Genomic DNA, 22605 nt, shown 5'->3' with positions numbered 1-22605 from the left:
GGGGTGGTGATTTTAAGCTCAAGTTTGTGTTTAAGTTTTGAAATTCCACCTAGTTCTTTGCATTTGTGAGATTGATAGCTTCTAACTTAACAGAATAAGTTTCAGAGCAAAGTTTGGCTTCGTATATCTTGGGGCGATGTATCCGTCGCTCTGCCGCTTGAAGAACTCGTTCACGTACACTGTCTTTGATTCTTGACCCCAAAATAATGCCATGCAGGCATGCAGATTCTAATCTGTATTGGCCTACAGACAGGTTGGGTAAGACAACCCGCCATTCTTCCTCATATTTCCATTCTTCGCTTTTGGTCAGGTAGGTCTTTTCAACCTCTTTCAACTCATCGGTCGCGCCAAAAAGGTAAATTTCTGGGCGCTCTAGTTTGTACTCAACTTTGAGCGCGTGATCGAAGAAACCGATATTTCTGTACTCAAGACATATCCCCTCGTGATTTGAAGCGTAGTGTGACCACATCAGGATGCTTGTAGGGCATGTGCTCACACAATAAATTCGGGTTTTTTCTGCAAAGCTTAAATGTTTTTTAACATCTTTCTGAAAATCGGGATGACTAAGCTGACCATAATATTTTTTACTAGCCTCGTTTGCATACTGCTTCTTCTGATTGTTGCTTATATCAGGGAAGAGTGAGTTATGTTTCTCAAGGATGAGACTTCTGAATTTCTTGCGTGTAATTTCGGGGGGATGAATACGAATTTTGGGTGCGCACTCGAAAGGATCGTTAAACTCAGCGGCGATTGATAAGTAAATACTGTCATCAACTATCTGGTCGATTAAATAGTCTAGCTGTGACTTTCCATCGCTATTACTCGTGGTGCCGACCCCACGGTACTTATAGAAAAAATCTGGTATTGATTCAGTCGTGAAGGGCATGGTTTGAACCAGTTAATTTTTCAGCTGATTGATTTATTTTGGCGAACTAAGACAATGACGCTGAGGCTCGAGGTTGAGTTTTTCCTGCAGCTGCTGCAAGGGCGCATAAGTGATTAGCTTAATACCACGCGCCTTAATGGCTTTGTGTAATGCCGGCTCTTGCCATGCCGCCTAGTCGCTTAGGCGCAAGGTTAGGTCGGGGATGGCGGCCTGTGCCGAAGGACTGTCTTCGGCGGGATGAATACCGATGGTGTGGACACCGTGCGGCAATTGCTTGATCAGCTCTAGATAGCCCCGATAAGCGACGCCACGTTGGCGCATGCTCGGATTGTAATGCATTAAAAATGTATCGGGCGTGACGATGGCGTTTTCAGACTGTATCTGCCGATGCACTTGATATTGCTCTGCAAGCGAGCCATGAAAGGATTGAATCACAATCGGGATGCCCGTTTCCTTGGGCAGACTGGTGTAGATATTGAGTAACTCGGGGGTGGCAGGCCAGAACACCATATGGGCATCCAGATGGGTGATTTTCAGTCCGGCGGCTTGCACCTTGGCAATTTGGGCGAGGAGCTCTTTTTTTACTTCGTCCGGTTTGGCGTGTGCGGCCAGCTCGGCCACCGTAGCCCACAAATTGCCTTGCGGATTGTAGAGCGAAGGCACTTCATCGCGTGATAACACGGCGCCCCACGGCTGCTTTTCCTGCCATTCATTAGTGAGCGTCAGATGGACGCCCACCGCTAATTGACGCGCTTTGGCCCATTGCGCCGCTTGCGCAAAATTGGGCGTTGGCGGCATTAACGATAGATCCTGAATCTGGCCGGCATCAATGAGCTTGAATGCAGCTTTATCTAGATCAGGATGCATGCCCACGTCGTCGGCGTTCACAATCAGCGCGATGTCTTGATCGCTCAAGCCAATGCATTTGGCTAAGGGCGTGGCAAATCCGGGCTTGGCAATCAAGCCCGCGGCAATGAACAAACAAGTGAGTATTGCGCGTGGCGATGCCATGATTTGCCTCGACGAGAGTGATTAGTTACTGCGGGTAATCCTCAGCATTTCCTCCACGCTCGTCACCCCTTCCACTACCCGCTGGGCGGCGTCTTGCCGCAGGCTGTGCATGCCGCGGCTTTCGGCGTAGTGGCGGATATCTTGTTCGTTGGCGGCGTTGTGGATTTGGCTGCGCAGGTTTTCGTCCACCAGCAGCAATTCGTGAATGCCGGTACGGCCACGGTAGCCGGTGTGGGCGCAGGCGGGGCAGCCGACGGGGCGATACAGGGTAATACCTGCTCGGGTATCTATCCCTAGTTCTTTTAATTCATCGCTGCTGGCGATATACCCCTGCTTGCAGCTGGCGCACAGCGTACGCACCAGGCGCTGCGCGAGCACGCCGATGGTCGATGAGGCGAGCAAGAACGGCTCGATGCCCATGTCCACCAAGCGGGTCATTGCGCTGGGGGCGTCGTTGGTGTGCAGCGTGGCGAGCACCAAATGGCCGGTGAGCGAGGCTTGCACGGCAATTTGCGCGGTTTCCAGGTCGCGAATCTCACCGATCATAATCACATCCGGGTCTTGGCGCAGAATGGCGCGCAGGGCGCGGGCGAAGCTCATTTCGATGCGCGGGTTCACCTGCGTTTGGCCGATGCCATCCAGGTCGTATTCGATCGGGTCTTCCACCGTCATGATATTGCTGTTTTTGGCATCCATGCTGCCCAGCGCAGCGTACAGCGTGGTGGTTTTACCCGAGCCGGTGGGGCCGGTGACCAGCACAATGCCATGCGGCGCGGCGAGCAGGCTGGTGAGCTCATTGAGCGTTTTTTCGCCCATGCCCAGCTTGGCCAGCTCCAAGCGGCCCGCCGATTTATCCAGCAAACGCAGCACCGCGCGCTCGCCATGACCCGTTGGCAGCGTCGAAACCCGCACATCGACTGGGCGGCCCGCAATGCGCAGATTGATACGGCCATCTTGCGGTAGGCGTTTTTCGGCGATATCAAGGCCGGCCATGACTTTAATCCGCGACACCAGCGCGGCATGCAGCGCGCGATTGGGCTCGATGACATCACGCAGCGCGCCATCGACGCGGTAACGCACCACCGAGCGGGTTTCGAATGGCTCGATATGAATGTCGGATGCGTTTTCGCGCAGCGCTTCGGTGAAAATGGCGTTGATCAGCTTGATGACCGGTGATGATTCTTCGGCCTCCATCAAATCCGACACTTCCGGCATGTCTTGCACCAGCCGCGCCAGATCGGCCGATTCTTCAATATCGTCGACCAGATTGACCGCGCTGCTGCTGCCGTGATCGCCAAAATGCCGGTTGAGCTGCGCTTCAAATTCGGCGGCGGCCAGCGGCACCAGCCGGTGTGGGCCAAGCTGGCGGCGTAATTCGGCCAGTGCGGCCAGCTCGCCGCCCTGACGCCAGTACAGCGGGGTGAGGCCGTCTTCGACCTGGCCATCCAATACGCCAAATTCGCGGGCGTAGCTGTAGCTTACACGCCGGCTCATGGCTGTTTGGCCGCCGGTTGGCTAGCTGGCTGCGCCGCCGGTTTCACCGCGGGCGAATACACCGATACGCCATTGCTATCGGGCAACTTGGCCGGCAATTGCACGCCCGGCATATCCTGCAAGAACCAATGCTCGCCCACTTTATAATCACCCTGCTGGTTGCGCAGATATTGATAGCGATCGTTGCTCAGCACCGCGCTGGCCCCGTTATCTTTGATCAGCACCGGGCGCAGGAAGATCATCAGGTTTACTTTTTGCCAGCTGCGGTTTTCGTATTTGAATAGCTCGCCCAGCAGCGGAATATCGCCCAGGCCAGGGATTTGGTTGCCGCTATTATTCAGGCGATCTTCGATCAGGCCACCCAGCACCACGATCTGGCCATCATCCACCAGCACCTTGGTTTCGATGGTGCGCACCTTGGTGGCCAAGCCCGCGCCGCCGGTATTCACCGAGTTATCAATGCTCGATACTTCCTGGAACACATTCAGCGTAATGATGCCACCCTCGGACACTTGCGGGCGTACGCGCAGCTTAATCCCGATGTCTTTGCGCTCCACCGTGACATACGGATTCGGGTTGCCGCCCACGGGCTGCTGCGAACCGGTGATGATCGGGATATTCTGGCCGACGGTGATTTTGGCTTCTTCGTTATCCAGCATCAGCAGATTGGGCGTCGACAGTACATTGCCGTTGCCGCTGCTTTGCAGGGCCGAGGCAATTACGCCCAGTGAGGCGGTGCCTTTGGTCGGGTCGCCATTAAAGAGCCCAAAGGTGGCGCCCAGCGGAATTGCGGCCGGGTTTTTATTGATGACCGCGGTGGCGATATTACCCAGCGTATTGCTGCCGGTGGCGAGGTTAGACACCATGCCGCCGCCGATTTTGTCGTTACCGCCGCCCACCATCCACTGAAAGCCAAATTCCGATAATTTGGATAGATTCACTTCGGCAATCATCGCCTCGACGTAAATCTGGCTGCGCCGCACATCCAGCTTGTCGATCACCGCACGCAGATTGTTATAGATATTCTGCGGCGCGGTAATGATCAGCGAGTTGGTCACGCTATCGGCCTGCACGCGCACGGTGGCACCGGCCACTTGCACGGTGGTGCTGGTATTGGTGGGCGCGGGGCTGCTCGTGCTGGTACTTGGGCTGCTATTGCCCGCGGTATTACTGCTCATTGCAGTGCTGGTGGGGGCGCTGCTGCTGGCCGTGCTGTCGTCTTGGCCGGTGAGCAGGCCTTTGAGCGTGCCGGCCAGTTTGGCCGCTTCGGCATTGCGTAGGTACACCACATTGATGGCGCTGTCGTTGGTAGCGGCTTCATCCAGCTGGCTAATCAGGCTGCGCAGTTGTGAGGTTTGTGCGGCATTAATCGCGCGCACCATCAGCCGGTTGCCACGCGGATCGGGCACCACAATCGAGCGGCGCACGCCATCATTTTGCGGAATGGCGCTGGCGACATTCTGCACGCTCACTTCCGGCATCAGGCGGGCGATGTTTTGCGCTGCATCCAGCGCCGAGGCGTGGTTGAGCTTGATGGTGAAGATTTCGCTGTTTTTCGGCTGGTCGATATTATCGATAATGCGCGCCAGGCGGCGCACATTGTCGGCGTAATCTGTGACCACCACGGTATTGCTGGTGCCCGATTGGTAGGCGCTGATCAGGCTATTGGGCGTGGCCAGCGGGCGCAGCATGGTGGCCATCTGGTTGGCGCTTTCGTTGTTCAGATTAAAAATCTGCGTGACGATCTGCTCGCCATTGGCGGCTTCGCCGCGCACCAGGGTTTTGTTGCTGAGTGATTTGCTGTCCGCCTCGGGCTGAATCTTGATCGCCCCGCGCGTTTCCACGGTGGCAAAGCCCGCCTGCCGCAGTGCCGATTGCAAAATCGGATACACCAGCTCTTTGCTCACCGGCTGGGTCGAAACGATATTGATCGTGCCCTTGACCCGTGGATCCAGAATAAAGTTTTTCCCCGAAATCAGGCTAATGGCTTTGACCGTCGTTTCGATGTCCGAATTGACGAAATTGAGCATGACCTTCTCGTCATTGGCCAGCGCCGGGGTCAGAAGCAGGGCACTTAGCAGGGTGCCGATCAGGGTGTGCTTGATGGTTTTCATGGATTTACGGTGTAGCTCAGGGTTTGCGCCTCGCCGGCGCGGACAATTTGTACGCTCACTGCGCTTTGCTGGCTGAACGCCGCATACAGCAGGGAGAGGTCTTCCAGTTTGGCCAAATTGCGGCCGTTCACACTTTTGATAATGTCGCCATCGCGCAGCTGCAAGACGCTGGCCAGCGCTTGCTGGCTGGCAGCCTCGACGGCAATACCGCCGCTGGCGTGGGTGGCCAGGCCCTTACTCCAGTTGGCCAGATTGCCGCCTTGCAAAATGCCGGTGAGCTGACCACGGGTGAGCGTGGTGGCCGGTGCTGCGCTGGCGGTAGTGGTACTCTGGGTGGGTATGGTGCTGTTGGTATTTCCGGTGTTGGCTTGTGGGGCAATACTCTGCTGCTCTAGAAATACTTTGCGGCGCTGGCCATTGAGCTCAAGCACGATATGATCGCGCTCGGCCGCCACCAGCTTGCCGTGGCTGCCGGCCTCTTGGCCAAGCTTCACTGCCACCGCACTGGCTTCCAGCCCTTCGATAATCGCCACGCCATTGGCGCCCGATACCAGCGCTTTTAGTTTCAGATTGCTGCTGGCTTCGCTTGCCACGCTGCTGGCCGGGCCACTAAACAGGCGGGCGATCAGATTGGGGTCTTGCTGCTGGGCGGCAGGCGCGGCGGCGGGGAGGCGCAGGCTGCGGCCAGCCTGGCTGGGCGTGAGCCCCAGCCACAATAAGCCCGCCAGTTGCCACAGCACCATACTGGCCAGCACGGCGCTGGCCAAGAGCGCCAATTGGCGGGAAGAGAGTCGGAAATTCAGTGCCATGGGTAAACTGCCGGGGCCAAAGTGGGGTGAAAGACCACCAGATCGCCCGCAAAGGTCATCAGTGATGTCAACTTGTCATGATTCTGCCATAGAATGTGCGCATTAAAGCACGGCAACATGACGTTCTGATGAGAATGACCGTGCCAAATGTCAATTGCATGACAAAATCGTCGCGCACCCGTGGGTGGGCGACAAACCCTGAACCCGAAAGACCTATTCATCGTGCCTGCCTATCGTTATCAGGCGCTGGCTGCCAGTGGCGGCCCGGCGCAAACCGGACAGATTGATGCCGAATCGCCCCGTCACGCCCGCAGCCTGCTGCGCGAGCAAGGCTGGCATGTACTGAGCCTGGAGCTAGCGGCGGCGCAAGGTGCCAACGCCCAGCGGCTCAAGCTCGGCGGTGCCGAGCTCTCTACCCTCACGCGGCAGTTTTCGGCCTTGCTGGATGCGGGCCTCACCATTGATGAGCTGCTGGTGGTGCTGGCCGAACAGGCCGAGCAGGGCAAAACCCGGCAGATTCTGGCCGGCCTGCGCCATGATGTCTTGGCCGGTTTGCCGCTCTCCAGCGCCATGGATCAATTTCCACGCGTGTTTCCGCTCTTGTATCGCACCTTGGTGAAGGCCGGTGAAGAATCGGGCCGCCTGGGGGCGGTGATGGCGCGGCTGGCGGATTATCTGGAAGCGCGGGGTGAGCTCAATAGCAAAATCACCATGGCGTTTATTTATCCGGCCGTGGTGATCGGGGTATCACTGCTGGTGATTCTGGGCATGCTCACCTGGGTGGTACCGCAGATGGTGCAGGTGTTCGAGTCGGCCAAGCAAACCTTGCCGCTACTCACCCGGCTGTTGCTGTGGAGCAGCGCGGCGGTCAAAACCATTGGCCCGTATCTGGCGCTGGGCTTGCTGTTGGCCGCGGTGGCGGCGCATCGCGCGCTAAAAGATCCGGTCCTGCAATTGCGCTTTCATCGCTGGCGCTTAAGCTGGCCGGTACTGGGCTATCTGGATCGGCTGGCCAATACCGCCCGTTTTGCCAGCACGCTCTCGATTTTGGTCGGCAGCGGCGTGCCTTTATTAAAAGCGCTTACCGCCGCCGAAGGGGTGATGAGTAATCGCCAGCTGCAATTGGCTGTGGGCGAAGTGGCCGGCCAAGTGCGCGAAGGGGTGAGCCTGGCGCGAGCGATGAAGGCTGCCAATGAATTTCCACCGTTGCTATTGCACTTGGTGGCCAGCGGTGAAGCCACCGGGCGGCTGGCGGCGATGCTGGAGCGCGCGGCCAGCGAACAAAGTAAAGAACTCGATCGCAAAGTCACCACCTTCACCAGCCTGCTCGGCCCGCTGATGGTGCTGGTGATGGGCGCGATTGTGATGTTGATTGTGCTAGCGATTCTATTGCCGGTGTTTGAAATGAACCAATTAGTCAAATAAGGGAATGCCATGACAGCCGTTCAGATTCGCCATAGCACCACAGCGGATATCGAGGCGATTACGCGGATTTATGCCGGTAAAAAAGCCTATACCGGCACCTTGGGCCTACCTTATCCGTCGCCAGAAGTCTGGCAAAAGAAACTGGGTACGCTGCCGCAAGGCGCGTATAGCCTGGTCGCCGATTTAAATGGCGAAGTGGTGGGCAATTTATTTCTGGGTGTCGAGCAAAATCCGCGCCGCAAGCATGTAGCGATGTTCGGGATTTGGGTGCGCGATGATCTGCAGGGCCAGCAGATTGGCACCCAGCTGATGACTGCCGCGATTGATCTGGCTGACAATTGGCTCAATCTGCACCGGCTTGAAATCACCGTTTACACCGATAATGACGCGGCAATTGCCTTGTACCGTAAATTTGGCTTTGAGATCGAAGGTGAAGGCAAAGATTTTGCTTTTCGCGATGGGCGCTATGCCAATGTGTTTTATATGGGGCGAATTCGCTCCGTTGCATGATGTATTTGCTTGCAGGCTAATTAGATTGTTGTTGATGGGGCTATACCCCTATGGAGTATCTGATGAAAAAGAACCGTGGTTTTACGCTGATTGAGATTTTGGTGGTGGTATCGATTCTGGCGATTTTGGGCGCGCTGATTGTGCCCAAAATCATGGAGCGCCCCAACGAAGCTCGGATTGTGGCGGCCAAGCAGGATGTGTCGGCCATTATGGCAGCGCTGAAACTCTATAAGCTTGATAACGGCCGTTACCCAACGGCGCAGCAAGGCCTGAAAGCGCTGGTGGAAAAACCCAGCACCGAGCCGCTACCGCAAAACTGGAAATCCTACCTGGATAAACTGCCGAAAGATCCATGGGGCCAGGATTATGTTTACCTGAACCCGAGCGCCCACGGCGCGGAAATCGATGTGCTGAGCTATGGCCCGGAAGGTCAGGCCGGCGCGGATAAGCCGGAAAACCTGATTGGTTCGTGGCAGTAAGCGGCATTTGATGCACAACCCAAGCGCTTTTCGTGGCCAGCAGGGCTTTACCTTGCTGGAAATTCTGGTGGTGACGGCGATTATCCTGATCGCCACCAGCATGACGGTTTTTCAGTTTCAGCGTGGCTCGGGCTTGGCCGAGGCCGCGGATAAGCTGGTGCTGCAACTGGATACCGCGCGCGATGAAGCAATGGCCAAAGGCCGGCTGATTGGCTTTTCGAGCGATGGCGCGGCCTATCAATTCTGGTGGCAGAACGAGCGCCAGGAATGGGAGCCGCTCAGTAGCGAAGGCCTGCGCAATACTCGCCTGCCCGAAGGCGTGCAGATCGCCGGCTACCGGGTGAATCAGCAAAATCGCCCGCTGGGCGAACGGGTGCTGCTGCCTAGCGATGGCGTGATCGAGCCCTTCGAAATCGAGCTGCGCGCGGGCAGCGATAGCCTGCGCATCAGTGGTGATGTGATGGGGCGCATCGGCGTGGCCAGCGCCGCCGCGGTGGCAGAGCCATGAAAGCGCGCGGTTTTACCCTGATTGAAGTGCTGGTGGCGCTGGCGGTGCTGGGCATTACGCTGGCGGCCGCGGCCAAGCTCGTGATCGGCAGCACCGATTTGCTGATCGATTACCGCACCCGCACGCTGGCCAGCTGGGTGGCCAGCAATCTGATTAACGAACAATTGGCCCAGCGCGCCTACCCGGAAACCGGCGCGACCGAAGGCCGCGTGCAGCAGGGCGGAGAAACTTTTATCTACCGCATGAATGTCAGCCCCACGCCGAATTACAGCTTCCGGCGGGTGGAATTACAAATCCTGGCCGCCGCTGCGCCCACGCATGTGCTTTCCACGCAGGTGTACTATGCCACGCGCACCCAGTAATGCCGGCGGGGCCTTTTCCAGCCAGCCTTGCACGGCCATACGCCGGCAGGGTATGCGTGGCTTTACGCTGCTGGAAGTGCTGGTGGCGCTGACGATTTTTGCCATTCTGAGTTTAATCACCTATCGCGGCGTGAATATGCTGGTGGATACCCGCACCGCCGTGATTGATGAAACGCGCTATTGGCGCGAGCTCACGCTGGCCTTCGAGCGCATCGAGGCCGATCTGGCTCAGCTGGCGCCACGCCCATGGCGCGATGCAGCGGCAAGCTGGCAGTTGCCACTGCAATCGGTGGAGGCGGTCGCCAATACGCCGGGCGTGGGGCTGGAATTTGTGCGTTTTGATGCGCAGCGCGCGCCCTTGCATGGGGTGTATCAGTGTCAGGGCGATCGCCTGCTGCTCTGGCTGTACCCGCGGCCCGATGTGGTGCGCGAGGATGTGCCGCGCCGCTACACCATGCTCAGCAATCTTACCCGCTGTGAATGGGCGTATCTCGATGCGCAAAATCAGTGGCAAAACAGCTGGCGCAGTGCCAGCAAACCGCGTGCGATTCGCGTGCGGCTGGGGCTGGCCCAGCGGGCGGGCGATTACGAACGGATTTTTCTGGTGCCATGATGCGGCTGCGTGGGGTAATGTCTCGGCAAAGCGGGGTGGCGATTATCGCCGCGCTGATGGTGGCCGCGCTGGTGGCCTCGGTGGCCGGGCTATTGATGTTGCGCCAGCAGCGGGCCTTGCAGCAGCTGGAAATTCGCAAAGACACGGCCGAAGCGCGCGCGGCCACGTGGTCGGTCTTGCAGCTGGTGCGCCTGACTTTGCGCGATGATGCGCGGCTGGGCCAGCCTGATCATCAGCGCAAACCGTGGGCGGTGCCGATTCCGGAAATCAAAATCGAAAACGGTGGCCTTAGCGGCCGGCTGACCGAACTGAATGGCCGCTTTAATCTAAATAACTTGCGCAGCAGCAATGGCGAATTCGACCCCGCCGCGCTGGCTGCCTATCGGGCGCTGCTGGCTAATCTGGGCCTGCCGGCCAATCTGGCCGATAGCCTGCAAACGGCCTGGCAAGAGCGGCGGCGCCCACGGACGGCTGGCGCCGCCAATCCATCCAGTGCGTCGCAGCCAGCCTCAGCCCCCGCCAGCGCGGCCGGTTCGGGCGAGCTGGTGCCGTGGCTGGAGCTGAATGATTTGCAAAGCGTGCCCGGCTACAGCGAGGCCATCGTGCGCCAGCTCGCGCCCTATATGGTGACCCTGCCCGGCAATAGCACGCTAAATGTGAATTTCGCCAGCGCCGAAGTGCTGGCCGCGTGGCTGCCCAAACTGGGGGTATCTGGCGCTGAGCAAGTGCTGGCCAAGCGTCGCAGCCAATACTTCAATAGTGTGGATGAATTTGTGGCCGCCTTGCCGGTGAATCAGCAAGCCGATGTGCCGCGCGAACGGCTGGCGGTGAAAAGCGATTATTTCTGGGCTGATCTGGGCGCCCGCTTTGGCGTGGTGTTTTTGCAGCACCGCGCCTTGCTTGATCGCGGCCAGAATGAAATGCCCACCGTGCATTGGTTGCGCCGCGAATACGGGCCCTTGTGAGTCGCTTAGCGCAGCCACCGTGCTAATCCAACCTAGCTTGACTCGCCACTGACACGCCAACGGGTTAAACTGCGCGCAACGATTAATCTGGAGGCATTGATATGTTCAAAACCGCTTTGCGCGCCTTGGCCCTGACGCTGGCTGCGACCGGCGCCGCGCACGCCGCCGATGGCAGCACCCTGAATTACAGCCTGACCCCGGTGCTGATCGGCGATTTCAATCTGGATTCGGGCGGTAAAGCCAGCGGCACCTGGATGACCGCCGATTTTGCCTACACCAAGGCACTGGACGCGCAGCGCCAGGTGGGCCTGAGCTTTGGCGCCGGCCGCCAGAATTGGTCGTTTGATCACCCCACCGCTTGGGGCGGCAAAACGCCATTTGAAACCCTGCATCGCTTTAATCTGGCACTCAATTACACCTACATGAGCCAAAGTGGCTGGATGTATAACTTTGACACCGGCGTGAGCTACGCCGGCGAATCAGAAGCCAAAACCAGCGATAGCCTCAGTTACGGCGCCACCGCTTTTGCGGCCAAAATGCTGCAGCCTGGCCTTTTGCTCGGCGTGGGGGTGAGCGCCTGGACTGGCTTAGATGACGCGAGCGTCTTCCCGTTTGTGGTGGTGAATTGGCAAATCAATGAAAACTGGCATCTGGGCAACCCCTTGGCCAGCGGCCCGGCCGGCCCGGCTGGGCTGGAGCTGAGCTACAAAGTGAACCCAAAATTTGAACTGGGCGTGGGCGGCACTTGGCGTAGTTTCGAGCATCGGCTGGCACAGAAAAACGCCGTGGCTGCCGGTGGTCGGGTTGAGCAAAACAGTGTGCCGGTGTTTGTTCGTGCGGGTTATCAATTTAGCCGCGAATTTGCGCTAGATCTGCACGTGGGTGCCGCCATGGCCGGTGAGATCATCATCGACAACGCCCAAGGGCAGGAAATCAGCAAGGAAAAGCACGACGCGATGCCATTTGCCGCGATTTCAGTGTCAGGCCGCTTCTAAGCCCGCCCCTCCCTCAGGGGAGCCTCGCTACGCGAGTGGGGGGCATCAATCTAAACCCGCTACGGCGGGTTTTTTTACGCCGATTACTGGGCTTACGCAAAAACAACAGCCATCTATCGCTCAATAGGGCGTGAACACGAACTATGCTGAAATGCAGTCACGGCCAAACCGGCCGTATTGGCTTGCAAACGAGGTTGAGGCATGAAAACGGTACTGATTCTTTCGGCGCTGGGGCAAGATAAACCCGGCTTGGTCGAGCAACTGGCGGCGCTGATTTCGGCGCAGGGCGGCAATTGGCTGGAGTCTTCATTTGCCCGGCTGGCCGGTCAGTTTGCCGGCATCGTCAAAGTAGCGGTAGAGGGCGATGGCGCCACGCTGCTGGCGGCTGTGCAGGCCTTGCCCGATCTGGCGGTGAGTGCGGTGCTGGATCAGGAAGCCGACACCGCGCCTGTGCAGCAATTTGGGCTGCATCTGGTGGGGCATGACCGGATTGGGATCGTGAAAGAAGTGGCCAGCATCCTGGCCCGCCAACAGGTGAATGTGGAAAAACTCACTACCTGGCTGGAAAGCGCGCCAATGAGTGGCGATGTGATGTTTCATGCTCGCGCCGAGCTATCGGCGCCGGTGCAGGTCGAGCTGGCGACTGTGCGTCTAGCGCTGGAAGCGATTGCTGACGACCTGATGGTGGAGTGGGTGGCATGAACTGGCGGGGTTGGCTCGCCGCTGCTTGCTGCCTGAGTGCGCTGCTGCCGGTTCAGGCCCAGCCACTGGTCACCGTAGTGGAGAGCTATCACCCCGAAAACAGCTGGGATCACGACTATTTGCAAGGCATTAAAAGCAAACTGGATGGCGTGGCCGAGCTGGAGTTTTTATTTCTCGATACCAAACGCCTACCGACGGATGAACACCTCGAGCAAGCCCAGCGGGCGCTGGCCAGCATCCAAACCCAGCGCCCCAAGGTGGTGATTTTGGGCGACGATGCGGCGCTAGCGCTGATGGGGCCCAAGCTGGGGGTAATGAAAGTGCCGACGATTTTCCTGGGCATTAACGCTGACCCCGCCAGTTATTTCAGCAAAAACCAATTACCCCCTACGATCAGCGGGGTGTTGGAGCGCCCGCAATATCGCGCAAGTTTTAGCCTTGTGCGTGAGCTGCTGCCGCACGGCAAGCGCTGGCTGGTGCTGCTCGATTCTGATCGCTCGGCCGAGATCTTGCGCAATGATCTGCTGGCGCTGAATGAAAAAGGCGTTGAAGTGCAGATGTGTCGCACCTTCGAGCAATGGAAAAACGCCATCAAAGCCGCCGAAGGGGTTTACGATGCCGTGCTGATTGGCACGTATCAGGCGCTGATCGATCAAGACATGGCGCATGTGGATGCGCGGCAGGTGATGCAATGGACGGCTGGCAATAGCAAATTACCGCTATTTGGGTTTTGGGATTTTCAAATTGGCCGCGATGCCGCCGCCGGCGGGGTGGTGATCACCGGCTTTGAACAAGGCGCGATTGCCGGCAGCATGGCGCGCGCGTGGTTGCTGGTGCCCAATCAAGTGCAAGCTATACGCCCGAGTGCCGCCGGGCGCGTGATGCTCAGCCGCGCGCAGGCTGAGCGCTGGAAACTGCGGGTAAGCCCCGCCTTGCGCCAGCGCATCAGCTGGCTGCCCTAAGCCCGCTTACAGCTCGCCGGAGCGATCTTGCTGGCGAAAGCCCGGTGCGGTGGGGCCACTCAGGCCGCGTGAAAACGCAATCGCTTTGAATAATTCGCCCATTTCCGCATGCCCCAGCAGCTTTTGCAGCGCGGCGGCGGTGCGCAGATATTCCACCGATTTGCTATCGAGCTGGCGGGCTTGCTCCAGAATGCCGCAATCAATCAGATAGCTAGCCTGGGAGGTATAGCCGTCTAGCGCAAGCCCCGCTTGGTCTGCAGCGGTATACATCGCAGAAAAATCCACATGGCAGGTGAGATCAGTCAGCCCGGGATGAAAGAAAGGATCATGCACGGTGTGATGGCGATAGTGGCCAATCAGTGTGCCCATGCGCCGCTCGGGGTGATAAAACTCGCCAGCCGGAAAACCATAATCCAGCATCAGAATCAGTCCACGCTGCAGGCTTTGCCCCAGCGCGCGGATAAAACCCTGCGCTTCGAGCTGGATTTCGCTGCAATAGCCGTCAATTTGCGGCCAGCGTGCGCAGTGCGCTAGCAAGACCGGATCTTGGCACGGCCGGTTGGCCCAGCTGAGTTGACCGTCAGTCAGGCACACACCGCGCCGCTGCCAGACACCATCGACCAGCTGCATGACTTCGCAGGGCATGGCATCGAGTACTTCATTGCCCACCATCACGCCGGTGAATTCGGCCGGCAGGCGCTCCAGCCACACCACTCGCTCGGCCAGATGCGGCACCAGCGTGCGCAGGGTAGCGAGCTGGCGCTCTTGCAGCTCGGCCGAGAGCTCCAGAATGGCGTATTGCGCCGGCAGTTGTTCCAGCCGTTCCAGCTCAGCCAGAATTTGCGCCGCCAGCTGCCCGGTGCCCGCGCCGATTTCCAGCACAGTACCGCCGGCCTCGGCCAGCACATGGCTGATGGTGTGGGCGAGGGCTCCGCCAAACAGCGGCGAAAGCCCCGGAGCGGTAATAAAATCGCCTGCCGTGCCAAATTTGGCCGCGCCACCGGTGTAGTAGCCGAGCCCCGGGCTGTACAGCGCCAGCCGCATATAGTCGGCAAAGGAAATCCAGCCGCCAGCGGCGGTGATCTGGGTGGCGATATGGGCCAGTAGCTGCTGGCTGCTGGCCAGTGCTTCGGCAGAAGGGGCGGGGAGCTGGGCTTCCTGTTGGCGCATGATCAAAGCGGGTCGAGGCAAAAACGTGGATTTTAGCATGCTCGCCCACTGCGCCGCTGGCCGCCAGCCGGCCGCTGCGGCACAATACTGATCAGTAGCGGTGGTTGAGGTCACCGCATTGTGTAGAAATTGAGGGATGGGTTTTGGCCATGGTGCAGGTGGAAGTGCTGATTGTCGGTGGCGGGATTGCCGGCCTCACGCTCGCGCAATGGCTTAGCGGGCTAGAGCGGCGCTGGCTGCTGCTGGAGCGCGGTGAGCTGGGCGGGTGCCTGCGCGAGAGCGACTATCCGCTCAAATGGGTGCCGGGCTTTGCCGACATTAGCGGGCGCGATTATGTCGCCCGCCTGCTGGCGCAAGTGCCCACCGAGCATTGCCGCTCGCACACCACGCTGGCCAGCATTGCACCCAGCCCAACTGGCGGGTGGCGGGGCACGCTGAGCACCGGCGAAAGCTGGGCCGCACAACGGGTGGTGCTGGCCTGCGGGGTGGCGCCCTACGCGCCATTTGCCCCGCACCCGAGGCTGATTGTGGGGCCGGGTCTGATGCAGCTGGCGCACTTGCAGGCCGGTGACGCAGTGGCGATCTTGGGCGGCGGCGACAATGCACTGGAGCATGCTTTACTGCTGCATGCGCGAGGCTGCGTGGTGACCGTGTATACCCGCGGGGCGTTTCGCGCTTCTAAGGCGATGTATCAGGCTGCAAGCCATGCGGGTATTAGTTTGCAGCCCTATACCCCGGTAGATGAATTGGCTGATGCGCCGACTGGGCTGTGCCTGCCGCAGCTGGCTGGCCAGCCCGTGTATGCGGCGGTGGCCGTGTATTACGGCTATCGGCCACCGGCGATTTTGGCCGAGTTCCCCGCCCTGCGCGGTGCGTCTGGGGCGGGCTTGGCGGCGGGGGTGGATATGATTGGCGATATGCGCGAAAACCCCGACCCCAACCTCTTGCTGGCGCAGGGGCAGGCGGCGCAGCTGGCGAAACAGCTGGATCGTCAGCTAGCCTAGCCTAGGCCTTTTCAGGTAAAATCCGAAACAATTCAATCATCTATCGCGGGGCTGGCAGATTGCGTGCAATCGGCGGCCCCGCGCGCTTTTGTCATGACCGAAAACACTGTCACGGCGGCGCTCGACGAGGCCGCTGAAGCTGCGAAAAAACAGCAATATAACTTCAACAAACTCGCCAAACGCTTGCGCCACCATGTGGGCGATGCGATCAACGATTTCAATATGATCGAGGATGGCGACCGGGTGATGGTTTGCCTCTCGGGCGGCAAAGACAGCTACACCATGCTGGATATTTTGCTCGGCCTGCAAAAATCGGCGCCGATCAATTTTTCGATTGTGGCGGTGAATCTGGATCAGAAACAGCCCGGCTTTCCCGAGCATGTGCTGCCTGAATACCTCAGCCAGCTGGGCGTGGAATACAAAATCGTTGAGGAAGACACCTATTCGATTGTGAAGCGGGTGATCGAGCCGGGCAAAACCACCTGTAGCCTGTGTTCACGCCTGCGCCGCGGCATTTTGTACCGCGTGGCCGACGAGCTGGGCGCGACCAAAATTGCCTTGGGTCACCACCGCGACGACATCTTGGCCACGCTGTTTCTGAATATGTTTTACGGTGGCAAGCTCAAAGGCATGCCGCCGAAACTGGTGTCGGACGATGGCAAGCATATGGTGATTCGCCCGCTGGCCTATTGCAAAGAAAAAGACATCGAAAAATACGCCATTGCGAAAGAATTCCCGATTATTCCGTGCAATTTGTGCGGCAGTCAGCCGAATCTGCAGCGCCAAGTGGTGGGCGATATGTTGCGCGACTGGGATAAACGTTTTCCGGGCCGGCTGGAAAATATGTTCGCGGCCACCTGCAATGTGGTGCCTTCGCATCTGAATGACCCGAAAATCTACGATTTTGTCCACGCGAAAGCCGATGGCGTGGCGCGGGCTGATGGCGACAAAGCCTTTGATAAAGAAGAATTTGCCGATCCCGCACGGATTTCGATTCTGGCCAGCAAACCTGCAGCCAGCGCATGCGGGAGTGACGACTGATGCTGTTTCGCTCCAAACGGTTTTCTAAAGCCAATGACGACGACATTGTGATTGATGTGTCCGAAGAAGGCGGCGTGCGCAAACTGCATTTCGGTCAGGATGACACCCAGAGCGCGATGAAAATCAGCGCGCCCAATGAGTTGCTGCTGGCGTATTCGCGCTGCGTGTTTGCCAGCTTGCTGTTTGTGGAGCCGCCCAAAGACATGTTGCTGATTGGCCTGGGTGGCGGTTCGATTGCCAAGTGGGTGCATGAATACCTGCCCAGCACGCGCCTGACCTGCGTCGAGCTGCATCAGCAGGTGATTAACGTGGCGCGCAGCATGTTTTATCTGCCGCCCGATGATGAGCGCCTGAGCGTGTTGGCCGCTGATGGCGCGGCCCATGTCTATGGCATGGCCGATGATTCGGTTGATTGCATTGTGATGGACGCGTATTCGTCCACTGGCATCGCCGCGCCGCTGGCCAATGCCGATTTTTTCCAGGCTTGCCGCGATAAGCTCACCGACAACGGTGTGCTGGCCGTGAATTTGTGGAGTATCGACCGCAAATTCGAGCAATATTGTGCCCAGATTGGCGAGCTTTTTGATGGCCGCCTGCTGTGCTTGCCCGCGCGGCAAAAGGGCAATGTGATTGCGTTTGCCTTTAAACGTGGTCAAAACAGCCCACAGTGGGAGCGCTTGGCTGAACGGGCGAAAAAGCTGGAAAGCCAGTATGGGCTCGAATTTGGTGAGTTTGTCAGCGATCTTGCGCGGATGAATCCGCATAATGATCGCCGGCTGTTCATCTAGGCCGCCGCTTGCCCGCATGGCTAATGGCGCAAACGCAGGAAATGGTTTGCAAGATGGCCGGGATGTGAAAAAATTAAGGTAATCAACGAAATTCTGAAATAGGTAGTTTTATGCTCGACCGTGATGGCTATCGGCCAAACGTCGGCATCATCATCCTCAATCGCCAGAACCAAGTGTTTTGGGGAAAACGGGTGCGCGAGCACTCCTGGCAGTTTCCGCAGGGCGGCATCAAGCAGGGGGAAACTCCTGAACAAGCCATGTATCGTGAACTGGCCGAAGAAGTTGGCCTGTTGCCCGAGCATGTCGAGATTGTCGGCCGCACGCGGGATTGGGTGAAATATGATGTGCCGACCAACTGGGTGCGCCGTGAGTGGCGTGGTACCTACAAAGGTCAAAAGCAAATCTGGTTTCTGCTGCGCTTGGTGGGCAGAGATTCGGATGTCTGCCTGCGCAAGACCGCACACCCCGAGTTTGACGCTTGGCGCTGGAATGAATACTGGTCACCGCTGGAGGCCGTGATTGATTTCAAGCGGGGGGTGTATGAAGCTGCGTTGGGAGAGCTGGCGCATTACATTGGCCAGACTCTGACGCCGCCCAATCTGGGTAGTCATATCAGCAATTAAACACAATAACGGGTGGCCACGGTCGCCCGTTTTTTCTGCCGGTCATTCATGGATTTAGTCGCTCGTCAGGTTAGCGAGGCTTTATGGCGCTCGCTGGCCTTTTTCAACGTTTTCCGCTTGCTGACCATCATTGGCTTGTTGGCGGGGATGTTTTTCTTTGCCCGCTCGCCGGTCAATGAGCTGGCCAATCCCGTTGATGCCGCTATGCTCTTGGGCGGCTATACCATTTTCGCCTTGTTGTTTACCGCCGGGATTGCCAAGCGCTGGCCCAGTTTTGATCTGCAGCTCTCTTGTCAGGTCACGGTCGATGTCCTGATTATTGTGAGCCTGATGCATCTGGGCGGCGGGGTAAAGAGCGGACTGGGGATTTTGCTGCTGCCTTATCTCGCTGCCGCCGGCCTGATTGCGCGTGGGCGGATGACGCTGTTTCATGCTTCGGTCGCCAGTATTGCACTGTTGCTCCAGATGTTGTGGGCCAATCTGACCCAAAGCGGGGAAGACTGGGCTTCAATGCCGACTGCGCTCTTGTGTGTGGCCTCCTTTGCCGTGGCGTGGCTGGCGTTTCGCTTATCGCGCTACGCCGAAGAAAACCGCGCCTTGGCTGAACAGCGTAGCGTGGATTTGGCCAATCTCGCTCAGGTGAATGAGCGGATTTTGCAGGATGTATCCGATGGCGTGTTTGTGGTGGATGAGAATGAAACCATTCGCCAATATAACGAACAGGCCGTGCGTCTCACCGGCTTGCGGCCGGCGCTGGGCTCATCACTGGCGGCGGATGTGCCGGAGCTCGCCGGCCCCTTGTTGCGCTGGCGTGCCCAGCCCGGGGTGTCGGCCGAGCTGGTACAAACAGCCGATGGCCGTAATACCTTGCGGGCCCGCTTTGTGCCGCTGAACGAGGGCGGTAACGGCAGTGTGCTGATTTATCTGGAAGATATGGCCCGGCTTCGCCGTGAAGCCCAGCAGCTCAAACTCGCTGCCTTGGGGCGGCTCACTGCCAATTTGGCCCATGAAATCCGCAACCCGCTGGGCGCAATTACCCATGCCGCGCAGCTGATGCAGGAAGAGGCGGATAATCCGCTGTTGCAAAAACTGACCCGCATTATCAATGACAACAGCCAGCGGCTAGAGCGGATGGTGAAAGATGTGCTGGAGCTCAACCGCCGTGATCGGGTCAAGCGGCAAGATATCAAGCTCGCCGAATGGCTAGACACCTTCAACGAAGAATTCATCTTGCAAGAAGCCGGCGTGCAGGCCTTGCAAATTGAGTGCGAGCCGCAAGTGCTGGTGCGCTTTGATTCCGGACACTTGCAGCAAGTGCTGTGGAATCTGGCCCGCAATGGTTGGCGTTACTGTACTCAGCAGCCGGGTAGTCTAAAGTTGCTGGTAACTCGGCAGCATGAATTCTGGGTGCTGGATGTGCTCAACGATGGGCCGCCGGTGCCACCAGACGCTCAGTCGCAATTATTTGAGCCTTTCTTTACCACGGAAAGTAAAGGCACGGGCTTGGGGCTGTATATTGCGCGCGAAATTTGCGCCGCGAATGGTGCCTTGCTTGAATATCTGTCGCCTCCGCAGGGTGGGGCGTGTTTCCGCATTGTCTTTGGATATACCGATGGCCAGAAAATCTAAAAGCTTGCCCCGTGTCTTGGTGGTGGATGATGAAGTTGATCTGGCAGATCTACTGGAACTCACGCTGCTGAAAATGGGGCTGGATGTCGTCAAAGCCAATGGCGTGCAGGTGGCCAAAGGGCTATTGGATAGCCAGCGCTTTGATCTGTGTCTTTCGGATATGCGCATGCAGGACGGCGAAGGGCTGGAGCTGGTGCAGCATATTCAGGCGCGCAAGCTCGATGTCCCCATTGCCATCCTCACCGCCTATGGCAGTACCAATAATGCGATTGCCGCCTTGAAGGCCGGCGCTTTTGATTATCTGGCCAAGCCGGTGGCGCTGGAGCAGCTGCGCACCCTGGTGAAATCGGCCTTAAAGCTTGATGCGCCAGAGCCCGCCGTGACCGTGCCCAGCGGCGATAATCCGCTGCTTGGGCAATCGCCAGCGATGCTGCATGTGCAAGGGCTGATTGAAAAGCTCGCCCGCAATCAGGCGCCGGTGTACATCACCGGTGAATCAGGTTCGGGGAAAGAGCGGGCGGCGCGGTTGATTCACGCCAAATCCAGCCGCAGCGAGCAGCCCTTTGTGGCCGTGAACTGTGGCGCGATACCAGAAACGCTGATGGAAAGTGAGTTTTTCGGCTACCGCAAAGGCGCGTTTACCGGCGCCAACGAAGACCGGGCAGGTTTTTTTCAGGCCGCCCATGGCGGGACTTTATTTCTGGATGAGGTGGCCGATCTGCCGCTGGCGATGCAGGTAAAACTGTTACGCGCTATTCAGGAGCGCAAGGTGCGGCAGGTGGGCGGTGTGGCGGAAGTCGATGTCGATGTCCGGATTATCTCGGCCACCCACCAGAATTTAGCCAAATGCGTTGAGGCTGGTAAGTTTCGGCAGGATTTGTATTACCGCCTGAATGTGATTGAGCTCAAAATGCCACCGCTGCGCGAAATGGGTGACGATATCTTGCTGATTGCGCGAGCGGTGCTGGCCAAGCTGGCGCAGCGGCACAATATGGATACGCCGCAATTGCAGCCCGATGCCCTACAAGCGCTGCGCCGCTATGATTTTCCCGGCAATGTGCGCGAGCTGGAAAACCTGCTGGAGCGCGCGCTGGCGCTCAGCGATGGCGAGCACATTACCGCCGAAGATCTGCATCTTTCTGATCCCGTTGCCACCGAGGCCGCCGCGCAGGCCGCCGATTTGGGGGAAACCTATCCGCTGCAGGATTATCTGGATCGGGTGGAAAAAGCAGCGCTGCTGGCGGCGCTGGCGAAAACCAATTTCAACCGCACTCAGGCCGCCAAATTATTGGGGATTACTTTTCGCAGCATGCGCTATCGGCTAGATCGGCTGGGGATTGCGCAGGAGTGTGATGAATAAGGCGATGCGTACCACTTGTCTACTGCGATCAACCGCTGGCGGTAGTTTGTAAGACTGGTTACTTATCCTGCGCAATCAATACGGTATGATCCGCGCCTTTTGTAAGCTTTTGCGCGGATTAGTCATGTTGAAGTCGGTACGGTGGTGGGTGTTGGGCGGGATGTTGTCGGTATGGTTGAGCGGAGCATCGGCCGCGCCGACCCTCACCGTGGGCCTGATCGCCCATGGCGAGGCAGCCGAAGCGGTGGCGGCTTGGCAGCCAGTGCTGGATGACCTGGCCAAAGCCACCGGCCGGCCCGTGAAAGCGGTGGCCGCCAAAAACTATAGCGAAATTCTGGATGGCCTGAAGTCGGGCCAGATTCAAGTAGCGCGGCTCGGGAATAAAGTGGCGCTCGAAGCGGTTGAAACTGCGAATGTCGATGTATTTGGCCAACTCGTGCTGGCCGGTGGCATCGATAAATACTCCTCGGTGCTGATCACCCGTAAAGACAGCGGCATTAAGGATTTGCAGCAGGTTCTTTTGAGCAAAGGCCGCTATCGCTACGGCAGTGGCGATCGCAAATCGACCTCCGGTTTTCTGTTGCCGCAGTACTATGCCTTTCTGAAAAACAATATCGTGGTGGAGCAGCACTTCAAAGCGGTGCGCTATGGTAATCATCAGGATAATTTCCTGGCTGTCGCCCGCGGTGAAGTGGATGTTGCCGCCAACAATACCGATGATCTGGTCAAATTTGCGCGCAAATTCCCGCAAGAGTCGGCCAAAATCAAAGTGATCTGGCAATCGGATGCATTTAATTTTGACCCGCTGGTGATGCGCCGCACCTTACCGGCTGAGCTCAAACAAGCCATTAGCAGCTTCTTTTTGCAATACGCCACCAATCCGCAATACCCGAATGCCAAAGCCAATCTGGCCGCCGCTGATAGCCTGGCCGGCTTTAAGCCACTGGCCAATCGCGATTTGAAGCGCATTGCCGAAGTTGAGCTGTTTTATGCGCAATTTAGCACCACGCTGAATACCGCTTTGAGCCAAGCGCAAAAAGAAGTGCAGGAAAAAGCTTTTTACCGCCGGCATGAGCAATTGATCGCCCTGTTGGGGGGTGCGCGCTAAGCCGTGGCAGAGTAGGATGGCTGGCGAATCATTGTGTGGCCATCCTG

At 58.1% G+C, this 22605-nt stretch carries 23 protein-coding genes; 17 read left to right on the top strand and 6 right to left on the bottom strand.

Going from position 1 to position 22605, the window contains the following annotated elements; genetic code table 11:
- Window positions 1–49: 49 nt before the first annotated feature.
- The 5 genes from G482_RS0110995 to G482_RS0110975 all read right to left on the bottom strand — a co-directional run bounded on the left by G482_RS0110995 (window position 50) and on the right by G482_RS0110975 (window position 6314).
- Window positions 50–886: a DUF2971 domain-containing protein gene (locus tag G482_RS0110995; protein WP_028450070.1), complete on the bottom strand. Its 837-nt coding sequence runs from the start codon at window positions 884–886 to the stop codon at window positions 50–52.
- 171 nt (window positions 887–1057) lie between these two features.
- Window positions 1058–1897 carry a polysaccharide deacetylase family protein gene (locus tag G482_RS18345; protein ID WP_051258946.1) on the bottom strand — a complete coding sequence of 280 codons (840 nt, stop codon included), beginning with the start codon at window positions 1895–1897 and terminating at the stop codon, window positions 1058–1060.
- A gap of 21 nt (window positions 1898–1918) precedes the next feature.
- Entirely contained in the window at window positions 1919–3391 is a 1473-nt protein-coding gene (gene gspE / locus G482_RS0110985) for a type II secretion system ATPase GspE (protein WP_028450069.1), read from the bottom strand.
- Complete coding sequence (gene gspD / locus G482_RS18340; RefSeq protein WP_051258945.1) at window positions 3388–5505, bottom strand: type II secretion system secretin GspD; 2118 nt, start codon at window positions 5503–5505, stop codon at window positions 3388–3390. Before gspD ends, gspE begins: the two co-directional genes overlap by 4 nt.
- Entirely contained in the window at window positions 5502–6314 is an 813-nt protein-coding gene (locus G482_RS0110975) for a hypothetical protein (RefSeq protein ID WP_028450068.1), read from the bottom strand. Before G482_RS0110975 ends, gspD begins: the two co-directional genes overlap by 4 nt.
- A 222-nt stretch (window positions 6315–6536) precedes the next feature.
- On the opposite strand from G482_RS0110975, the gene gspF reads away from it, so the two are divergent.
- The 10 genes from gspF to G482_RS0110920 all read left to right on the top strand — a co-directional run bounded on the left by gspF (window position 6537) and on the right by G482_RS0110920 (window position 13835).
- Window positions 6537–7739 carry a type II secretion system inner membrane protein GspF gene (gene gspF, locus G482_RS0110965; RefSeq protein WP_028450067.1) on the top strand — a complete coding sequence of 401 codons (1203 nt, stop codon included), beginning with the start codon at window positions 6537–6539 and terminating at the stop codon, window positions 7737–7739.
- Window positions 7740–7748: 9 nt separating this feature from the next.
- The gene (locus G482_RS0110960) at window positions 7749–8249 is read left to right on the top strand and encodes a GNAT family N-acetyltransferase (protein ID WP_028450066.1); all 501 of its coding nucleotides are present in this window, start codon (window positions 7749–7751) and stop codon (window positions 8247–8249) included.
- Between the two features lie 62 nt (window positions 8250–8311).
- Complete coding sequence (gene gspG, locus G482_RS0110955) at window positions 8312–8728, top strand: type II secretion system major pseudopilin GspG (RefSeq protein WP_051258944.1); 417 nt, start codon at window positions 8312–8314, stop codon at window positions 8726–8728.
- A gap of 10 nt (window positions 8729–8738) precedes the next feature.
- Window positions 8739–9236 (top strand): GspH/FimT family pseudopilin, encoded by a 498-nt coding sequence (locus G482_RS19655; protein WP_028450064.1) that lies wholly within the window; start codon window positions 8739–8741, stop codon window positions 9234–9236.
- Window positions 9233–9598, top strand: coding sequence for a type II secretion system minor pseudopilin GspI (gspI, locus tag G482_RS0110945; protein WP_028450063.1), 366 nt, complete (start codon window positions 9233–9235; stop codon window positions 9596–9598). The genes G482_RS19655 and gspI overlap by 4 nt, the downstream gene beginning before the upstream one ends.
- Window positions 9579–10211 carry a type II secretion system minor pseudopilin GspJ gene (gene gspJ / locus G482_RS19650; protein ID WP_028450062.1) on the top strand — a complete coding sequence of 211 codons (633 nt, stop codon included), beginning with the start codon at window positions 9579–9581 and terminating at the stop codon, window positions 10209–10211. The genes gspI and gspJ overlap by 20 nt, the downstream gene beginning before the upstream one ends.
- Before the next feature lie 17 nt (window positions 10212–10228).
- A complete protein-coding gene (gene gspK, locus G482_RS0110935; protein ID WP_169721071.1) occupies window positions 10229–11176 on the top strand; it encodes a type II secretion system minor pseudopilin GspK in 948 nt (315 codons plus the stop codon).
- A gap of 101 nt (window positions 11177–11277) precedes the next feature.
- Complete coding sequence (locus G482_RS0110930; RefSeq protein ID WP_028450060.1) at window positions 11278–12171, top strand: DUF6268 family outer membrane beta-barrel protein; 894 nt, start codon at window positions 11278–11280, stop codon at window positions 12169–12171.
- Window positions 12172–12372: 201 nt separating this feature from the next.
- Window positions 12373–12873 (top strand): glycine cleavage system transcriptional repressor, encoded by a 501-nt coding sequence (locus G482_RS0110925; RefSeq protein ID WP_028450059.1) that lies wholly within the window; start codon window positions 12373–12375, stop codon window positions 12871–12873.
- Window positions 12870–13835 carry an ABC transporter substrate-binding protein gene (locus G482_RS0110920; RefSeq protein WP_028450058.1) on the top strand — a complete coding sequence of 322 codons (966 nt, stop codon included), beginning with the start codon at window positions 12870–12872 and terminating at the stop codon, window positions 13833–13835. Before G482_RS0110925 ends, G482_RS0110920 begins: the two co-directional genes overlap by 4 nt.
- A 6-nt stretch (window positions 13836–13841) precedes the next feature.
- Here G482_RS0110920 and G482_RS0110915 read toward each other — a convergent pair whose 3' ends face one another.
- A complete protein-coding gene (locus G482_RS0110915; RefSeq protein ID WP_034619516.1) occupies window positions 13842–15005 on the bottom strand; it encodes a class I SAM-dependent methyltransferase in 1164 nt (387 codons plus the stop codon).
- 149 nt (window positions 15006–15154) lie between these two features.
- Between G482_RS0110915 and G482_RS0110910 the strand changes: the two genes are divergently transcribed.
- The 7 genes from G482_RS0110910 (at window position 15155) to phnD (ending at window position 22558) form a co-directional block, all read left to right on the top strand.
- Window positions 15155–16009, top strand: coding sequence for an NAD(P)/FAD-dependent oxidoreductase (locus tag G482_RS0110910; protein ID WP_028450056.1), 855 nt, complete (start codon window positions 15155–15157; stop codon window positions 16007–16009).
- A gap of 93 nt (window positions 16010–16102) precedes the next feature.
- Window positions 16103–17050, top strand: coding sequence for a tRNA 2-thiocytidine(32) synthetase TtcA (gene ttcA / locus G482_RS18325; RefSeq protein WP_051258989.1), 948 nt, complete (start codon window positions 16103–16105; stop codon window positions 17048–17050).
- A complete protein-coding gene (locus G482_RS0110900; RefSeq protein ID WP_051258943.1) occupies window positions 17050–17838 on the top strand; it encodes a fused MFS/spermidine synthase in 789 nt (262 codons plus the stop codon). The genes ttcA and G482_RS0110900 overlap by 1 nt, the downstream gene beginning before the upstream one ends.
- Window positions 17839–17948: 110 nt before the next feature.
- The gene (locus G482_RS0110895; protein WP_028450054.1) at window positions 17949–18461 is read left to right on the top strand and encodes an RNA pyrophosphohydrolase; all 513 of its coding nucleotides are present in this window, start codon (window positions 17949–17951) and stop codon (window positions 18459–18461) included.
- 48 nt (window positions 18462–18509) lie between these two features.
- A complete protein-coding gene (locus tag G482_RS0110890) occupies window positions 18510–20090 on the top strand; it encodes a sensor histidine kinase (protein ID WP_028450053.1) in 1581 nt (526 codons plus the stop codon).
- Window positions 20074–21450, top strand: coding sequence for a sigma-54-dependent transcriptional regulator (locus G482_RS0110885; RefSeq protein WP_028450052.1), 1377 nt, complete (start codon window positions 20074–20076; stop codon window positions 21448–21450). Before G482_RS0110890 ends, G482_RS0110885 begins: the two co-directional genes overlap by 17 nt.
- Before the next feature lie 124 nt (window positions 21451–21574).
- The gene (gene phnD, locus G482_RS18320; RefSeq protein WP_169721069.1) at window positions 21575–22558 is read left to right on the top strand and encodes a phosphate/phosphite/phosphonate ABC transporter substrate-binding protein; all 984 of its coding nucleotides are present in this window, start codon (window positions 21575–21577) and stop codon (window positions 22556–22558) included.
- Window positions 22559–22605 lie beyond the last annotated feature (47 nt).

It is taken from the genome of Chitinibacter tainanensis DSM 15459, from assembly GCF_000429785.1.
GTDB lineage: Bacteria > Pseudomonadota > Gammaproteobacteria > Burkholderiales > Chitinibacteraceae > Chitinibacter > Chitinibacter tainanensis.
The sequence above is the reverse complement of the archived record's forward strand: the minus strand, read 5'-3'. Positions and strand labels throughout refer to the sequence as shown.

Excerpts from the sequence above, each read along its gene's own strand:
- G482_RS0110995 (WP_028450070.1), bottom strand. The coding sequence starts at position 886 with ATGCCCTTCACGACTGAATCAATACCAGATTTTTTCTATAAGTACCGT.
- G482_RS18345 (WP_051258946.1), bottom strand. The coding sequence starts at position 1,897 with ATGGCATCGCCACGCGCAATACTCACTTGTTTGTTCATTGCCGCGGGC.
- gspE (WP_028450069.1), bottom strand. The coding sequence starts at position 3,391 with ATGAGCCGGCGTGTAAGCTACAGCTACGCCCGCGAATTTGGCGTATTG.
- gspD (WP_051258945.1), bottom strand. The coding sequence starts at position 5,505 with ATGAAAACCATCAAGCACACCCTGATCGGCACCCTGCTAAGTGCCCTG.
- G482_RS0110975 (WP_028450068.1), bottom strand. The coding sequence starts at position 6,314 with ATGGCACTGAATTTCCGACTCTCTTCCCGCCAATTGGCGCTCTTGGCC.
- G482_RS0110960 (WP_028450066.1), top strand. The coding sequence starts at position 7,749 with ATGACAGCCGTTCAGATTCGCCATAGCACCACAGCGGATATCGAGGCG.
- gspG (WP_051258944.1), top strand. The coding sequence starts at position 8,312 with ATGAAAAAGAACCGTGGTTTTACGCTGATTGAGATTTTGGTGGTGGTA.
- G482_RS19655 (WP_028450064.1), top strand. The coding sequence starts at position 8,739 with ATGCACAACCCAAGCGCTTTTCGTGGCCAGCAGGGCTTTACCTTGCTG.
- gspI (WP_028450063.1), top strand. The coding sequence starts at position 9,233 with ATGAAAGCGCGCGGTTTTACCCTGATTGAAGTGCTGGTGGCGCTGGCG.
- gspJ (WP_028450062.1), top strand. The coding sequence starts at position 9,579 with ATGCCACGCGCACCCAGTAATGCCGGCGGGGCCTTTTCCAGCCAGCCT.
- gspK (WP_169721071.1), top strand. The coding sequence starts at position 10,229 with ATGTCTCGGCAAAGCGGGGTGGCGATTATCGCCGCGCTGATGGTGGCC.
- G482_RS0110930 (WP_028450060.1), top strand. The coding sequence starts at position 11,278 with ATGTTCAAAACCGCTTTGCGCGCCTTGGCCCTGACGCTGGCTGCGACC.
- G482_RS0110925 (WP_028450059.1), top strand. The coding sequence starts at position 12,373 with ATGAAAACGGTACTGATTCTTTCGGCGCTGGGGCAAGATAAACCCGGC.
- G482_RS0110920 (WP_028450058.1), top strand. The coding sequence starts at position 12,870 with ATGAACTGGCGGGGTTGGCTCGCCGCTGCTTGCTGCCTGAGTGCGCTG.
- G482_RS0110915 (WP_034619516.1), bottom strand. The coding sequence starts at position 15,005 with ATGCGCCAACAGGAAGCCCAGCTCCCCGCCCCTTCTGCCGAAGCACTG.
- G482_RS0110910 (WP_028450056.1), top strand. The coding sequence starts at position 15,155 with ATGGTGCAGGTGGAAGTGCTGATTGTCGGTGGCGGGATTGCCGGCCTC.
- ttcA (WP_051258989.1), top strand. The coding sequence starts at position 16,103 with ATGACCGAAAACACTGTCACGGCGGCGCTCGACGAGGCCGCTGAAGCT.
- G482_RS0110900 (WP_051258943.1), top strand. The coding sequence starts at position 17,050 with ATGCTGTTTCGCTCCAAACGGTTTTCTAAAGCCAATGACGACGACATT.
- G482_RS0110895 (WP_028450054.1), top strand. The coding sequence starts at position 17,949 with ATGCTCGACCGTGATGGCTATCGGCCAAACGTCGGCATCATCATCCTC.
- G482_RS0110890 (WP_028450053.1), top strand. The coding sequence starts at position 18,510 with ATGGATTTAGTCGCTCGTCAGGTTAGCGAGGCTTTATGGCGCTCGCTG.
- G482_RS0110885 (WP_028450052.1), top strand. The coding sequence starts at position 20,074 with ATGGCCAGAAAATCTAAAAGCTTGCCCCGTGTCTTGGTGGTGGATGAT.
- phnD (WP_169721069.1), top strand. The coding sequence starts at position 21,575 with ATGTTGAAGTCGGTACGGTGGTGGGTGTTGGGCGGGATGTTGTCGGTA.